Here is a 15,098-nt window from a genome sequence, read left to right on the forward strand (position 1 = left end):
GACGACCTGGGCCGCTCCGAGGCACCCCCGAGGGGCACCCCGGAGCAGGCCCGGGCGGCCGCTAGCGCAACCGCCCCCGCTTGGCCTCCATCGCGGCCTTGCCCTCGGCCCCGCGCCGCCGCCACTCCCGCCGCATCTCCGCCCGGACCCGCGCGTCCGTCTTCGCGACGATCCGCTGGTTCTCGCGCAGCAGCTTCCGGTAGCTGTCGAGCCGCCGCTGGTGCAGCGAGCCGTCCTCCAGGGCGGCGAGCACCGCGCAGCCGGGCTCCGCGACGTGCGCGCAGTCCTGGAAGCGGCAGTCCTCGGCCAGCTCCTCGATCTCGGCGAAGACCTGCCCGACGCCGCTGCCCGCCTCCCACAGGCCGACGCCGCGCAGCCCCGGCGTGTCGATGAGCACGCCGCCGCCGGGCAGCGGGATGAGGTTGCGGGTGGTGGTGGTGTGCCGCCCCTTGCCGTCGACGTCGCGGACGGCCTGTACGTCCATGACGTCCGCGCCCACGAGGGCGTTGGCGAGGGTCGACTTGCCCGCGCCGGACTGCCCGAGCAGGACGGAGGTGCCGCCGGAGACGACGGCGGCGAGCACGTCGACGCCGTCCCCGTGCGCCGCGCTGACGGCGAGGACCGGCACGCCGGGCGCGGCGGTCTCCACGTCCTGCACGAGGTGGGCGAGCGATGCCGCGTCGGGGACGAGGTCGGCCTTGGTGAGCACGACGACGGGCTGCGCGCCGGACTCCCAGCCGAGCGCGAGGAACCGCTCGACGCGCCCGAGGTCAAGCTCAGCGGCCAGGGACACGGCGATGACCGCGTGGTCGACGTTGGCGGCGAGGATCTGCCCCTCGGACCGCTTGGACGAGGTGGACCGCACGAACGAGGTGCGCCGCGGCAGATAGTCGCGCACGTACCGCGGGTCGCCGCCGGGCGCGTCCACGGCCGCCCAGTCACCGGTGCAGATGACCCGCAGCGGGTCGTGCGGCGTGACGTACGTGGTGTCGGCCCGGACGACCCCCTCCTCGGTGACGACCAGGTCGCAGCTGCCCCGGTCGACCCGGATCACCCGGCCGGGCAGCAGCCCGCGCTCCGCGTACGGGGCGAAGGCGGCCTCCCAGTCCTCGTCCCAGCCGTACGCGGCCAGCGCGTGGGCACCGGCGGCCGGGAAGGAGGAGGCGGAGGAGAAGGAAGAAGAAGACGAAGACAAGGGGAGAACCCTTCACAAGGGCGGCCCCGGCCCGCGCACGACGGCGCGAAGAAAGACGCAGAGAGATCGGTCAGCCGGAGACCACGGAGGTGGATGTGATGACGAACGTCCGAACGCGGGCAGCACCCATCGCAACGACAGCCATTGGTCACACCTCCACTCACGACTCGACCGACGGCGGCGACACACGCCGCCGGGGAACGCTCAGGACTCTAGCCCCGCCCACCAAAACCACGCCACCCCTTTTCCCGCCCGCCCCGGGCCGTCCCAGGGCTCGCACGCGCACTCGTCCCCGGGCCCGCACCCGGGCTTCGCCCCCGCACCCGTCGTCGGCCCGTCCGTCACCCACCCGCCCCCACCCCGCCACCCACCCGTCACCACCCCCCGCCCCGTCCAAGCGTCCCGGCAGAAATCCAACAACGCCCGGGGCGAAATGATTGAGTGGGCCCGGTCCGGCGCGTTCTGATGGGGGGATGGAGCTCCCTTACCACGAGGACGTGTCCCCCGGTACCGGCGGTCTGCCGCCCCGTGCGTGGTACGCGGGGTCGGACGCCGCCGTGCTCTCGCTGAACGGAAGCTGGCGGTTCCGCCTCTCGCCCGGGGCCGCGGACGAGGACGAGTCGTTCGCCGCCGACGGGTTCGACGCGGCGGCCTGGGACGAGGTCGTGGTGCCCGGCCACTGGGTGCTGCAGGGCCACGGCTCGCCGATCTACACCAATCAGATGTATCCGTTTCCCGTGGACCCGCCGCGGGTGCCGACCGAGAATCCGACGGGTGACCACCTGCGCGGCTTCGACCTGCCCGAGGACTGGCCCGCGGACGGCGAGGTGACGCTGCGCTTCGACGGGGTCGACTCCTGTGCGCGGGTGTGGCTCAACGGCTCGCTCCTCGGCGACTTCAAGGGGTCGCGCCTGCCGCACGAGTTCGCGGTGGGGGCCCTGCTGCGGCCCCGCGACAACGTGCTCGCCGTGCGGGTGCACCAGTGGTCGTCGGGGTCGTACCTGGAGGACCAGGACCAGTGGTGGCTGCCGGGCGTCTTCCGGGACGTGACGCTGCTGCACCGGCCCGAGGGCGCCGTGCGCGACCACTTCACGCACGCGTCGTACGACCACCGCGACAGGACGGGCACGCTCCGCGTGGAGTCCGACGTGCCGGGGCGCGTGACCGTGCCGGAGCTCGGCGTCGACGTCGCCACCGGCGAGAGCGTGACCGTGGCCGTGGAGCCGTGGTCGGCGGAGCGGCCGCGCCTGTACGACGGGGTCCTCACCACGCCGGGCGAGCGGGTGCCGCTGCGCATCGGGTTCCGCACGGTCGCCCTCCGGGACGGGCTGATCACCGTCAACGGCCGGCCGGTGCTGTTCCGCGGCGTGAACCGGCACGAGTTCCACCCGGAGACCGGCCGCGCCGTCGACCTCGACACGATGCGCGCCGACGTCCGGCTGATGAAGCAGCACAACATCAACGCCGTCCGCACCGCCCACTACCCGCCGCACCCCGCCTTCCTCGACCTGTGCGACGAGCTCGGCCTGTGGGTCATCGACGAGTGCGACCTGGAGACGCACGGCTTCACGATGCGGCAGTGGCGCGGCAATCCCGTCGACGACGAGCGCTGGACCCCGGCGCTCCTGGACCGCGCGGCCCGCACCGTCGAGCGCGACAAGAACCACCCGTCGGTCGTCATCTGGTCGCTCGGCAACGAGTGCGGCACCGGGCGCGGCCTGACCGCCATGGCCGAGTGGATCCGCGGCCGCGACCCGGGGCGCCTGCTGCACTACGAGGGCGACCCGTCGTGCGCGGACACCGACATGTACTCGCGCATGTACGCCGACCACGCCGAGGTCGAGCGGATCGGCCGCCGTGAGGACGGCGGCCCGGGGGCGCGCCGCGAACTGCCCTTCATCCTGTGCGAGTACGCGCACGCGATGGGCAACGGCCCCGGCGGACTGAGCGACTACCAGCGCCTCTTCGAGACGTACGAGCGGCTGCAGGGCGGGTTCGTGTGGGAGTGGGCCGACCACGGCCTGAAGCACCCCGCGTTCGGCTACGCCTACGGCGGTGACTTCGGCGAGGAGCTGCACGACGGGAACTTCGTCTGCGACGGCCTGTGCTTCCCCGACCGCAGGCCCTCGCCGGGCCTCATCGAGTACAAGCGGGTGATCCAGCCGGTGCGGTTCGCGTACGACGCGGACACCGGCACGGTCCGGGTGACCAACCTGTACGACTTCGCGGACCTGGCCGAGCTGTCCTTCGAGTGGACGTACCACTGCGACCGCGCGGACGACGAGGTCCGGTCGGTCTCCGGGCCGCTGGACGTGCCGCCGGACCTCGGGCCCGGCGAGAGCGTCGAGCTGAAGCTGCCCGATCCGCCCGCCGCCGCGCGGGACGCCGAGACCTGGCTGCACCTGTCGGCCCTCGTCTGCGAGGAGACCAACTGGACGGCCCTGGACCACGCGGTGGCGTTCGCCGACTTCCCCGTCACCGCGCGCCCGCCCGTGCCGGTCGCCACCGGGGAGCGGCCCCGCCGCCGCGGCTACGACCTCACCCTCGGGCCCGGCCGCTTCGACGTCCGCACCGGCGAGCTGCGCGGCATCGGCGACGTCACGCTGACGTCCCCGCCCCGCCTGGACGTGTGGCGGGCGCCCACCGACAACGACGACGGCGCGCCGTGGCAGCCCGACACCCGCTACGGCCCGCTCTGGCGCACGCTCGGCCTGCACCGCGTGCAGCACCGGCTCGACGACCTCGACGTGACGCGGGACGCGCTGACCGTGCGCACCCGCGTGGCGCCCGCCGCCCGCGACCTCGCGCTGCGCACCGTCTACCGCTGGACCTCCGACGGCACCGCCCTGCGCCTGACGGTCTCGGTGACGCCGGAGGGCGACTGGGAGGTGCCGCTGCCCCGGCTCGGCGTACGGCTCGGGCTTCCCTCCGGGTACGGCAGCGCCCGCTGGTTCGGCGGCGACGGCGAGGCGTACCCGGACACCCGGGCGGCCTCCCGCCTCGGCTGGTGGGTCTCGTCGGTGGAGCGGATGCAGACGCCGTATCTGCGGCCGCAGGAGAACGGGGCCCGCGCGGACGTGCGCTGGGCGGAGCTGCGCACGGGCTTCGACGGGCCGGGGGTGCGGATCGTGGGCGACCCGGCGTTCTGGTTCACGGCGCGCCCGTGGTCCACCGAGGAGCTGGACGCCGCCGCGCACCGCACCGACCTCGTGCCCAGCGACACGGTGTGGGTCCATCTGGACCACGGCCAGCGCGGCATCGGCAGCCAGTCGTGCGGGCCCGGCGTGCTGCCGCAGTACGAACTGCGCCCGGCCTTCGCGGAGTTCGCCCTCACCTTCTCGGCGGCCAAACCGGTCCGGTGAGAGGCGCCCTTCCCGACGGCGTCCGCTCCCCTCAGGGTGTGTCCGCCTCCTTCGAGGTGGTGTCCGCCTCCTTGAAGGAGGTGTCCGTTTCCTTCAAGACCGGGCGCGGGCGCCCCTCCTACGCTCCCGATATGAACAGCGACAGCAGCAGCACACCCCGCGTCACGCCCCGGCTCGACCTGATCGGCATCGTCACCTCCGACATGGCGGCCTCGCTCGCCTTCTACCGCCGCCTCGGCCTCGTCTTCGCCCCCGGCTCCGAGGAGTCGCCGCACGTGGAGACCACCCTGCCGAACGGTCTGCGGGTGGCCTTCGACACGGAGGCCACCATCCGGTCGTTCCTGCCCGACTGGCGGCCCCCGGCCGGGTCCGGGCGGCTCGGGCTCGCCTTCCACTGCGGCACGGCCGAGGGCGTGGACGCGGTGCACGAAGAGCTGGTGGCCGCCGGGTACCGCTCGGAGGCCAAGCCGTTCGACGCCCCGTGGGGGCAGCGGTACGCGGTGGTGCTCGACCCGGACGGGAACGGGGTCGATCTGTTCGCGTGATCGCGGGCGGGCGCTCCCCCACCGCCCCGCTCCCCACCGCCCGACTCCCCCGCTACCCGTCGGCGCGCAGCAGCAGGCCGAGCGGCACCCCCGTCAACTCCTTGACGTCGCGCGCCAGATGGGCCTGGTCGGCGAAGCCCGCGACGGCGGCGGTCTCGGCCCGGCCGAGGCCGCCGCGGGCCAGCGCGAGCGCCCGCTGGAGGCGCAGCACGCGGGCCAGCGTCTTGGGGCCGTAGCCGAAGGCGGGCAGCGCGCGGCGGTGCAGCTGCCGGGCGCCGAGCCCCACGGCGGCGGCCGTCTCGGCGACGCCGCGGCCCGCGTTCAGCTGCGCCACCACGCGGGCGAGCAGCGGGTCGGGCGCCGGGGCGCGGCCTCGGCGCTCGTGCGCGAGGAGCTCCAGGGCGGCCGCCGGGTCGGCGGCGTCGTCCACGCGGGCGGTCAGCCGCCGGGCCTCGGCCCCGCCCCACAGGTCGGCGAGGTCCACGCGCCGGTCCCGCAGTTCGTGCGCGGGGACGCCGAGGAGCGCGGGGGCCGTGCCGGGGGCGAAGCGGACGCCCACGTACCGGCCGGGGGCCGGGGCGCCGGGGGCCGCACCGCCGGGCGCGTGGGCGCGGGTGTCGGGGCCCGCGACGAACAGCCTGCCCTCGGTCCACAGCAGGTCCATGCACCCGTCGGGCAGGACGGCGGAGCCGCCGCCCGAGGGGTCCGCGGCCTTGGTCCACACGACAGCCCCCGGCAGCACCGGGGACGGCCGCTCGGCGTACCCGGCGGCGTACCCGGAGGCGTCCTCGCCCCGCTCCCCCGCGGCCATGGTTCCCAGGCTACGCCGCGCCCGTGCGGTGCTCCTGCGGGCTGACGCCGTACACCCGCTTGAAGGCGCTGGACAGCGCGAACGCGCTGCCGTAGCCGACCTTGCGGGCGATCGCGGCGATCGTCTGCTCGCTGTCGCGCAGCAGGTCGGCGGCGAGCGCGAGCCGCCAGCCGGTCAGATACGTCATCGGGGGCTCGCCCACAAGGTCGGTGAACCGGCGGGCCAGCGCGGCCCGTGACACGCCCGCCGCCGCGGCGAGCGAGGCCACCGTCCAGGCGTGCGCGGGGTCGTCCTGGAGCAGCCGCAGGACGGGGCCGACCACCGGGTCGCCGAGCGCCCGGTACCAGGCCGGGGCCGCCGCCTCCGGGCGGGAGAACCACGCGCGCAGCGCCGCGATGAGCAGCAGGTCGAGCAGGCGGTCGAGGACCACCTCCTGGCCGGGTTCGTCCTTGCCGATCTCCTCGGCGAGGAACGGCGTGAGCGGGCAGTCCCACACCTCCGTGGGCAGCACGAGCAGCGGCGGCAGCGCGTCCAGGAGCCGCGCGGTGATCTCGCCCTGCATCTGGTACGTCCCGATCAGCATCTGGACGGGGCCGCCGCGCTGGCCCCACTCGCGCAGGCCGAAGCTCGCGTAGTGGCCGTCCGGCGCGCCGCCCAGGGGGGCGCAGGCCTGGCCGGGCCGGATCTCCGCGAAGGGCGCGGTGTCCCGCTCGCCCGCGACGCGGTAGTGGTCGGGGCCGCGCGCGATGGCCACGTCGCCGGGGCGGATCAGCTGGGGCGCGGCCGGGGCGCCGCACCGTCCCGCCCCGCCCGTCTCCCCCGCCGGGTCCTCGGGGACGATCCAGGCGTCGCCCTTGACCATGATCATGACCGAGACCGGTGCCTCGTCCGCGATGCGCACGGCCCACGGCGGCTCGAAGCACGCCCTGATCATGAAGGCCCCCCGTGCGCGCGGGCCCTCCAGCAAGCCTGCGAGTACGTCCATGGGGGCAGCGTAGACGCACGCACATGCGGGTGAGTTCCTGACGGATGGCCGCGGGGCGCGGGCCGCAGTTGACTGCGGGCATGACGACGAACTCGCAGCACACGACGGACGAACCGACCACCGCCACCGCCCTGACGGTCCTCGTGACCGGGGCCACCGGACGCACCGGAAGCCGCGTCGCGCAGGCCGCCCGCGCGGCGGGACACACCGTGCGCGCCGCGTCCCGCTCCGGAGAGGTCCGCTTCGACTGGAACGAACGCTCTACTTGGGACGACGCACTGCGCGGCGCCGACGCGGCCTATCTCGCCTATCTCCCGGACGTCGGCGCGCCCGGGGCCGCGGACGCCGTGGGCGCGCTCGCCCGGCGGGCCGCGGAGCTGGGCGTGCGCCACCTCGTCCTGCTCTCCGCGCGCGGCGAGGACCAGGCGCACGCCACGGAGCGGTCCCTCACGGAGTCGGGGGTCGCCCGCTGGACGGTCGTACGCGCCAGTTGGTTCGCGCAGAACTTCAGCGAGGGCCCGCTCGTCGACGGCCTGCGGGCCGGGGAGCTCGTCTTCCCGGCCGGGGAGGTCCTCGAACCGTTCGTCGACGTACGGGACATCGCGGACGTGGTGGTCGCGGCGCTCGCCGCCGGTCAGCGGTACGCCGGGCGGATCGTCGAGGTGAGCGGGGCGCGGCTGCTCTCCTTCCGGGACGCGGTGGCGGAGATATCCGCGGCGATCGGAAGGCCGCTCGTCTATGTTCCTGTGGGCGCGCGCGAATATGGTGCCGCGCTCACGGACTTCGGTGTTCCGGAAGAAGAAGTGGAATTTCTGATCGAGCTTTTCGAGACGAATCTGGACGGGCGCAACGCCCACGTTTCCGACGGGGTGCGGGAGGTGCTCGGGCGGGCGCCGAGGGAATTCACCGCGTTCGTGGGCGAGGCGGCGGACGCGGGGGCCTGGAAGGCGTGACCCCGCCCCCGCGGCGGCCGCTAGGACTCGGGTGGGTCGTCCCGTTTGCCGTGGTGGGCGCGGAGGCGGCCCGAGACGTCGTCCGGGGGCAGGAAGCGGGACCAGCGCTCGGGGAACTCCGCGGGCATGTCGGGGTCCTCGGGGTCCTCCTCGGCCCGCGCGGCGGCGGCCCGGGCGATGAGCTCGGCCGCCCTGGCCTCCTTGACCCGGTCCTGCGCGGCGCGCGCCGCGGCCGTCTGGAGCGACGGCCAGACCCGGTCGATCGCCGCGTTGACGGCGGCGCCGACGAGGACGGCGAAGGCGGACACGCCGATCCACAGCAGGACGGCGACGGGCGCCGCCAGGGAGCCGTAGATGGTGGGCCCCTCCACCGTGCTCGTCAGATAGATGCGCAGGAGGAAGCTGCCGAGCACCCACATGCCGAGGGCGATGAGCGCGCCCGGCATGTCCTCCACCCAGGGCGAGCGCACCGGGACGGACACGTGGTAGAGCGTGGTCAGGAAGACGACGGAGAGCAGGATCACCACGGGCCAGTACAGGATCTGCACGACCGTCGCGGAGCCCGGGACCAGCTTCACCACCGCGTCCGGGCCGGCCACCATCAGCGGCAGCGCCACCGAGCCGATGACGAGCGCCACGAGGAAGAGCCCGAAGGCCAGCAGCCGGGTCTTGACGATGCCGCGGGCGCCGTCGAGCCCGTACATGACGGTGATGGTGTCGATGAAGACGTTGACGGCGCGGGATCCCGACCACAGGGCGAAGAGAAACCCTATCGAGACGACGTCCGGGCGGCCTACCTTCATGACGTCCTCGAGGATCGGCTGGGCGATCTCGCGCACGCCCTTCTCGGACAGGATCGTGCGGGACGCCTCCAGGATGTTGTTCTCGACGCTCTCGATGGTGTGGGCGCCGGTCCACCGGTCCACGTACGCGAGCAGCCCGATGAGGCTGAGCAGCAGCGGCGGCACGGACAGCAGGGTGAAGAACGCCGCCTCCGCCGCGAGCCCCAGGACGCGGTACTCGATGCAGGAGTTGACGGTGTCCTTCAGGAGCAGCCAGGCGGTCCTGCGCTTGGAGACGTTGCGATAAAGAGCGCGGGCCCGGTTCCAGCGGCCCGGTGGGCGCCCGGGTGTTTCTTTTGCCTGGTGCACCTCCTTACCGTAGCGGCATGGCAGCCACCACCCACACAGTGACCAACCAGGCTCCGCCCCTGGTGGGATATGACGTCTTCACGTGCGACCGGGCGCTGGCCGAGGGGGTCGAACGTCATCTCGACCCGGCGCTCCTCGACGGCGCCCGCGCGGAGCTCTCGTTGCTCGGGCGCACCGCGGGATCCGCGCAGGCGCAGGAGTGGGGGACGCTCGCCAACGAGAACCCGCCCGTTCTGCACACGCACGACCGTTATGGGAACCGTGTCGACGAAGTCGCCTTTCACCCGGCGTGGCACCGCCTGCTCGGCAAGGCCGTCGCGGCGGGCCTCACCTCCGCCTGGAACAGGCCGGGCGGGCACGTGCGGCGCGCGGCCGGGTTCCTGGTGTGGACGCAGGCCGAGGCCGGGCACGGGTGCCCGGTGTCGATGACGCACGCGGCGGTCCCGGCCCTGCGCACCGACCCGGCGCTTGCCGCCGAGTGGGAGCCGCTCCTGACGTCCACCGTGTACGACGAGGGGCTGCGGCCCGCCGCGCAGAAGGCGGGCGCGCTCTTCGGCATGGGAATGACGGAGAAGCAGGGCGGAAGCGACGTCCGCGCGAATACGACGCGCGCGACGGCGCTTTCCGAGGACGGCACGTACGCACTCGTCGGACACAAGTGGTTCTGTTCCGCCCCCATGTCCGACGGATTCCTGGTGCTCGCTCAAGCGGAATCCGGCCTTACCTGTTTCCTCGTTCCCCGCGTTCTCGCCGACGGTTCACGGAACGCGTTCGCCATTCAGCGCCTGAAGAACAAACTCGGAAACCGCTCCAACGCCTCCAGCGAGGTCGAGTTCGACGGGACCTGGGCGCGGCGGGTCGGGGACGAGGGGCGCGGGGTGCGCACCATCATCGAGATGGTGGCGGCGACCCGGCTCGACTGTGTGATCGGCTCGGCGGCCCTGATGCGCCAGGCCGTGGCGCAGGCCGTGCACCACGCCACGTACCGGGAGGCGTTCGGCGGCAGGCTCCTCGACAAGCCGCTGATGCGCAACGTGCTCGCGGACCTGGCCCTGGAGTCGGAGGCGGCGACGACGCTCGCGCTGCGCCTCGCGGCCGCGTACGACGACGGGAGCGAGCGCGAGCAGGCCTTCCTGCGGCTCGCGGTGCCCGCCGCCAAGTACTGGGTGACCAAGCGGTGCACGCCCCTCGTCGCCGAGGCCCTGGAGTGCCTGGGCGGCAACGGCTACGTGGAGGACTCGGGCCTGCCGAGGCTGCTGCGCGAGTCGCCGCTGAACTCGATCTGGGAGGGCTCGGGCAACGTCCAGGCCCTGGACGTGCTGCGCGCGCTCCAGCGGGAGCCGCTGGCCCTGAACGCGTTCCTGGAGGAGGTGGGCGCGGCCCGCGGCGCCGATCACCGCCTGGACGCGGCGATCAAGAACCTGCTGACCGAGCTCGCCGACCTGGAGGGCATCGAGGGGCGGGCGCGGCGGCTCGTCGAGCGGATGGCGCTCGTGCTCCAGGGCTCGCTGCTCGTGCGGCACGCGCCGCCCGCCGTGGCGGACGCGTTCTGCGCCTCGCGGCTCGGCGGGGACTGGGGCGCGGCGTTCGGCACGCTGCCGCACAGCCTGGATCTGGGGGCGGTCGTGGAGCGGGCGGCCGTGCGCCTCTGAGGTGCCGCCGCGGGCCGCCGGGCGGCCCTGTCACGGGGGTGGTGCTGCGCCGACACGGCACCACCCCCGGTCTTCAGGTCCCCGTCGGGACGGGCGCCGCGCGAGGCGGCGTACTGCCAAGTTTTGGACACCGCACGACTGTTCGCCAGAGTTGCAGGGGGTTGCAACTCCGGCCTTCGACAACACGGCCGAGGCATGTCCTTCGGCCTGTCCCAACGGGCACGATGAGTACGTGTCCCCTCTGTGGGCCTGCTCAAAGAGCGGGAGGAAACCGGTGATGAACACGCACGCCACCTTCGACCTGGAGCGGCTCGCCGCCGCGAACGCCGCCCAGGCCACGCGGGCGATCCTGGAGATGCGGGACGCCCGGATCACGGGGCAGCGCGCCAGGTTCGGGCCCCGGCCCGTCATCGGCGCGTCGTGGGACCGGATGCTGGCGACCGGCGTAGACCCCGAGCGGGACTTCCGCTCGGGCGTCCTGAGCACGGACGAGGTGGAGCGGCGGCGGCAGGCCTCGCCCCTCAGATCCGTCCTGCCGGTGCTGCGCGAGGGGCTCCTCTCCGTCGCGGACGTGGCGCAGCACATCATGGTGATCGCGGACGCCGACGGGCGGCTGCTGTGGCGCGAGGGCAACAGGTCCGTGCTCAGGATGGCCGACGGGCACGGCTTCGACGTCGGCGCCGACTGGCGCGAGACCGTGGTCGGCACCAACGGCGTGGGCACCTCGATCGTCACCCGGCGCCCCGTCCAGGTCTTCGCCGCCGAGCACTTCGTGCGCTCGCACCACCCGTGGACGTGCACGGGCGCGCCCATCACCGACCCGCGCGACGGGCGGCTGCTCGGCGTCGTCGACATCAGCGGCCCGCTCGACACCATGCACCCGGCGACGCTCGCCCTGGTCTGCTCGGTCGCCAAGCTGGCCGAGGCGCGGCTGCGCGAGGGGCATCTGACGGCCCTGGACCGGCTGCGCTCGGTGGCGGCGCCGCTCCTCGCCCGCCTCGACGGGCGCGCGGTGGCGGTGGACCCGCACGGCTGGACCGCGGCGGTCACCGGGATGCCGCCGGTGGACCGGATCACCCTGCCCAAGTCCCTCACGGACGGCCGGGCGTGGCTGCCCTCGCTCGGCCGCTGCGCGGTGGCGCCGCTGCCCGGCGGCTGGCTCCTGCGCGTGGAGGACGACGAGGCCGCCGTGGCCGCCACCTCGGCCACGACCCGGGTGGTGGTGGACGTCAGCGGGGCGCACCGCTGGTCGGTCACCGTCACCGGAAGCGCGGGCTGCTGGACCCACGAACTGTCGCCGCGCCACGCCGAGTTGCTCTATCTGCTCGCCACGCAGCGGGCGGGGCGCAGCGCGGCGGGCCTCGCCGCCGACCTGTTCGGCGACCCCGGCCGCACGGTGACCGTGCGCGCCGAGCTGTCCCGCGTCCGGCGCTATCTGGGCGGCCTCGTGGCGCACCGCCCGTACCGCTTCCACGAGGAGGCGGAGGTCGATCTGGTGCTGCCCGAGGACGTGACGCGGCTCCTTCCGCACTCCATGGCCCCGGCGGTGATCCGGGCCCGGGCGGGCGCGGTGCCCTGAGGGCGGGGGCGTGCCCGCCGTCGCACCGCCACCGAGATGACACGAGTCATCTCCGTGCCCCGACCCCGTGCCCCGGCCCCTCGTGGCGGCCCCGGCAGGACCCGTGATTCCCTGGCCGCCATGAGCATCACTGTCACCACCTGGTCCCTGGAGCAGACCGCTCCCACCGATCTGCTGCCCGCCGCCGTGCCGGACGGCGACGTACGGATCGTGCGGGCCGAGGTGCCCTCGCCCGAGTTCAGCCGGTTCCTGTACTGCGCCGTCGGCGGCGACATCCAGTGGGTCGACCGCCTCTCGCTCAGCTACGAGCAGTGGCGGGAGCATCTGACGCGGCCGGGCGTGGAGACGTGGGTGGCGTACGAGAAGGGCACGCCGGCGGGGTACGTCGAGCTCGACCCACAGGACGACGGGGCCGTGGAGATCCTCTACTTCGGCCTCGCCCCGGCCTTCCGGGGGCGGCGCATCGGCGGTCACCTCCTGGCGTACGGCGCGGCGCGGGCCTGGGACCTGGCCGAGCGGTGGCCGGAGCGGGTGCCCACGAAGCGGGTGTGGCTGCACACGTGCAGCCTCGACGGCGAGCACGCCATGGACAACTACGTGCGGCGCGGCTTCAAGCTCTTCCGCACGGAGACGGCCGAGCAGCCGGAGCAGCCGACGCCGGGCCCGTGGCCGGGGGCGTACGCGTAGCCGCGGCCTGTTCGGCGCTTCGCGCCTCGTCCTCACACGCCGGACGGGCTGGATGGTGCCGCTTGCGGCTGCGTTTCAGCCTCTCCGGCGTGTGAGGAGCGGGGGTCCGGGGGCGGAGCCCCAGGGAATCGGGAAGGGGCGGGTCCGGGGCGTCCCACGCGGGGCTTGACAGCCCTTCACAGTCCACCATCCGAGACAACTTCGTCCATAATGCAGACGGTGGTGGACGGTCCGGAAAGACGCGTGCCACGCTTTCGCCATGTCTCGAGCTGGAATCGCCTTGGTGAGTCGACGTCACGTCGACCTCGTCCGCGTGTCCAGCGCCATGTGTCCGGCGAGCTGAGAGACCCAGCACCGCCGCTTTCCCTGTACTGACCCCCTCCCCGCGCACCACCGTGCCTTCGCGCGAGTGCGCAGGTCAGAGCCGCTCTCAGTCTGCTGTGAAGGACGTACCCATGGCCACCGACCCGGACCGACCCACGCCTGCCGCACCCCGTCGCAAGGCGGGCCGCCACCGCGGCGAGGGCCAGTGGGCCGCCGGTCACTTCACGCCGCTGAACGGCAACGAGCAGTTCAAGAAGGACGACGACGGTCTCAATGTGCGGACACGCATTGAGACGATCTACTCCAAGCGCGGTTTCCACTCGATCGACCCCAACGACCTGCGCGGCCGGATGCGCTGGTGGGGCCTCTACACCCAGCGCAAGCCCGGGATCGACGGCGGCAAGACCGCGATCCTGGAGCCCGAGGAGCTGGACGACGAGCACTTCATGCTGCGGGTGCGGATCGACGGCGGACGGCTCACCACCGAGCAGCTGCGCGTCATCGGCGAGATCTCGCAGGAGTTCGCGCGCGGTACCGCCGACATCACCGACCGGCAGAACATCCAGTACCACTGGATCCGCATCGAGGACATGCCGGAGATCTGGCGCCGCCTGGAGGGCGTGGGCCTGTCCACGACGGAGGCCTGCGGCGACACCCCGCGCGTCATCCTGGGCTCGCCCGTCGCGGGCATCGCCGAGGACGAGATCATCGACGGCACGCCCGCGATCGACGAGATCCACCGCCGCATCGTGGGCAACCCGGCCTTCTCGAACCTGCCGCGCAAGTTCAAGTCGGCGATCTCCGGCTCACCGCTGCTCGACGTGGCGCACGAGATCAACGACATCGCGTTCGTGGGCGTGCGCCACCCCGAGCGCGGGCCCGGCTTCGACCTGTGGGTCGGCGGCGGCCTGTCCACCAACCCCAAGATCGGCCAGCGGCTCGGCGCCTGGGTGCCCCTCGACGAGGTGGCGGACGTCTACGAGGGCGTCATCTCGATCTTCCGTGACTACGGCTACCGCAGGCTGCGCACCCGCGCCCGGCTCAAGTTCCTCCTCGCCGACTGGGGCGTCGAGAAGTTCCGCCGGGTCCTGGAGGACGAGTACCTGCTGCGCAAGCTCGTCGACGGGCCCGCGCCCGAGCAGCCCCTGGAGCGCTGGCGCGACCACGTGGGCGTGCACCGGCAGCGGGACGGCAACTACTACGTGGGCTTCGCCCCGCGCGTCGGCCGCGTCGACGGCACCACCCTGACGAAGATCGCCGACCTCGCCGCCGGGCACGGCTCGGGCCGCCTCCGCACCACCGCCGAGCAGAAGATGATCGTCCTCGACGTGGCCGAGGACCAGGTCGCGTCCCTGGTGGCGGGCCTGGAGTCGCTCGACCTCACGGTGCGCCCCTCCCCCTTCCGGCGCGGCACCATGGCCTGCACGGGCATCGAGTTCTGCAAGCTCGCCATCGTCGAGACGAAGGCGCGCGGCGCCTCGCTCATCGACGAACTGGAGCGCCGCGTCCCGGACTTCGACGAGCCGATCACCATCAACATCAACGGCTGCCCGAACGCCTGCGCCCGCATCCAGGTCGCCGACATCGGCCTCAAGGGCCAGCTCGTCCTGGACGAGAACGGCGACCAGGTCGAGGGCTTCCAGGTGCACCTGGGCGGCGCCCTCGGTCTGGAGGCCGGGTTCGGCCGCAAGGTGCGCGGCCTGAAGGTGACCTCCGCCGCGCTGCCGGACTACGTGGAGCGGGTGCTCAAGCGCTTCCAGGCGGAGCGCGCGGACGGCGAGCGGTTCGCCGCCTGGGCCGCGCGGGCCGACGAGGACGCCCTTTCGTGAGCGCCGCGAGCGAGACGAGGACCAC

The 15,098-nt window shown here is 73.6% G+C and carries 12 protein-coding genes; 8 read left to right on the forward strand and 4 right to left on the reverse strand.

Annotated features, from left to right (window positions below; translation table 11 throughout):
- Positions 1–61 precede the first annotated feature (61 nt).
- Complete coding sequence (rsgA, locus tag AC5WAM_RS10310; protein ID WP_495522402.1) at positions 62–1,195, reverse strand: ribosome small subunit-dependent GTPase A; 1,134 nt, start codon at positions 1,193–1,195, stop codon at positions 62–64.
- A 473-nt stretch (positions 1,196–1,668) separates the two neighbouring features.
- Here rsgA and AC5WAM_RS10315 point away from each other — a divergent pair, with 473 nt between their 5' ends.
- Both AC5WAM_RS10315 and AC5WAM_RS10320 read left to right on the forward strand, forming a co-directional pair.
- Entirely contained in the window at positions 1,669–4,557 is a 2,889-nt protein-coding gene (locus AC5WAM_RS10315; protein WP_495522403.1) for a glycoside hydrolase family 2 TIM barrel-domain containing protein, read from the forward strand.
- Between the two features lie 131 nt (positions 4,558–4,688).
- Positions 4,689–5,102, forward strand: a complete 414-nt coding sequence (locus AC5WAM_RS10320) for a VOC family protein (RefSeq protein WP_495522404.1) — start codon at positions 4,689–4,691, stop codon at positions 5,100–5,102.
- 52 nt (positions 5,103–5,154) lie between these two features.
- Here AC5WAM_RS10320 and AC5WAM_RS10325 read toward each other — a convergent pair whose 3' ends face one another.
- Together AC5WAM_RS10325 and AC5WAM_RS10330 are read right to left on the reverse strand one after the other, a co-directional pair.
- The gene (locus tag AC5WAM_RS10325; protein ID WP_495522405.1) at positions 5,155–5,913 is read right to left on the reverse strand and encodes a helix-turn-helix domain-containing protein; all 759 of its coding nucleotides are present in this window, start codon (positions 5,911–5,913) and stop codon (positions 5,155–5,157) included.
- Positions 5,914–5,923: 10 nt separating this feature from the next.
- Positions 5,924–6,898 (reverse strand): AraC family transcriptional regulator, encoded by a 975-nt coding sequence (locus tag AC5WAM_RS10330; protein ID WP_366795155.1) that lies wholly within the window; start codon positions 6,896–6,898, stop codon positions 5,924–5,926.
- Positions 6,899–6,978: 80 nt separating this feature from the next.
- Between AC5WAM_RS10330 and AC5WAM_RS10335 the strand changes: the two genes are divergently transcribed.
- Positions 6,979–7,851 (forward strand): NmrA family NAD(P)-binding protein, encoded by an 873-nt coding sequence (locus AC5WAM_RS10335; protein WP_495522406.1) that lies wholly within the window; start codon positions 6,979–6,981, stop codon positions 7,849–7,851.
- Positions 7,852–7,871: 20 nt separating this feature from the next.
- Here the strand turns inward: AC5WAM_RS10335 and AC5WAM_RS10340 are convergent, their stop codons facing one another.
- On the reverse strand, positions 7,872–9,002 hold the full coding sequence (locus AC5WAM_RS10340) for a YihY/virulence factor BrkB family protein (RefSeq protein WP_495522407.1): 1,131 nt from the start codon (positions 9,000–9,002) through the stop codon (positions 7,872–7,874).
- A gap of 17 nt (positions 9,003–9,019) precedes the next feature.
- On the opposite strand from AC5WAM_RS10340, the gene AC5WAM_RS10345 reads away from it, so the two are divergent.
- The 5 genes from AC5WAM_RS10345 (at position 9,020) to AC5WAM_RS10365 (ending at position 15,073) form a co-directional block, all read left to right on the forward strand.
- A complete protein-coding gene (locus tag AC5WAM_RS10345; protein WP_495522408.1) occupies positions 9,020–10,654 on the forward strand; it encodes an acyl-CoA dehydrogenase family protein in 1,635 nt (544 codons plus the stop codon).
- Positions 10,655–10,931: 277 nt separating this feature from the next.
- Positions 10,932–12,233 (forward strand): GAF domain-containing protein, encoded by a 1,302-nt coding sequence (locus tag AC5WAM_RS10350; RefSeq protein WP_366795150.1) that lies wholly within the window; start codon positions 10,932–10,934, stop codon positions 12,231–12,233.
- A gap of 120 nt (positions 12,234–12,353) precedes the next feature.
- A complete protein-coding gene (locus AC5WAM_RS10355; RefSeq protein WP_366795149.1) occupies positions 12,354–12,920 on the forward strand; it encodes a GNAT family N-acetyltransferase in 567 nt (188 codons plus the stop codon).
- Positions 12,921–13,179: 259 nt separating this feature from the next.
- A complete protein-coding gene (locus AC5WAM_RS10360; RefSeq protein WP_318783855.1) occupies positions 13,180–13,263 on the forward strand; it encodes a putative leader peptide in 84 nt (27 codons plus the stop codon).
- Positions 13,264–13,375: 112 nt separating this feature from the next.
- On the forward strand, positions 13,376–15,073 hold the full coding sequence (locus tag AC5WAM_RS10365) for a nitrite/sulfite reductase (RefSeq protein WP_495522409.1): 1,698 nt from the start codon (positions 13,376–13,378) through the stop codon (positions 15,071–15,073).
- Positions 15,074–15,098: the final 25 nt, after the last annotated feature.

The organism is Streptomyces sp. JLYT201, assembly GCF_059448825.1.

Bases quoted from the DNA above. Each gene is read 5' to 3' on its own strand.
- AC5WAM_RS10350 (WP_366795150.1), top strand. From the start codon at position 10,932: ATGAACACGCACGCCACCTTCGACCTGGAGCGGCTCGCCGCCGCGAAC.
- AC5WAM_RS10325 (WP_495522405.1), bottom strand. From the start codon at position 5,913: ATGGCCGCGGGGGAGCGGGGCGAGGACGCCTCCGGGTACGCCGCCGGG.
- AC5WAM_RS10345 (WP_495522408.1), top strand. From the start codon at position 9,020: ATGGCAGCCACCACCCACACAGTGACCAACCAGGCTCCGCCCCTGGTG.
- AC5WAM_RS10315 (WP_495522403.1), top strand. From the start codon at position 1,669: ATGGAGCTCCCTTACCACGAGGACGTGTCCCCCGGTACCGGCGGTCTG.
- AC5WAM_RS10365 (WP_495522409.1), top strand. From the start codon at position 13,376: ATGGCCACCGACCCGGACCGACCCACGCCTGCCGCACCCCGTCGCAAG.
- AC5WAM_RS10355 (WP_366795149.1), top strand. From the start codon at position 12,354: ATGAGCATCACTGTCACCACCTGGTCCCTGGAGCAGACCGCTCCCACC.
- AC5WAM_RS10335 (WP_495522406.1), top strand. From the start codon at position 6,979: ATGACGACGAACTCGCAGCACACGACGGACGAACCGACCACCGCCACC.
- AC5WAM_RS10360 (WP_318783855.1), top strand. From the start codon at position 13,180: ATGTCTCGAGCTGGAATCGCCTTGGTGAGTCGACGTCACGTCGACCTC.
- AC5WAM_RS10320 (WP_495522404.1), top strand. From the start codon at position 4,689: ATGAACAGCGACAGCAGCAGCACACCCCGCGTCACGCCCCGGCTCGAC.
- AC5WAM_RS10330 (WP_366795155.1), bottom strand. From the start codon at position 6,898: ATGGACGTACTCGCAGGCTTGCTGGAGGGCCCGCGCGCACGGGGGGCC.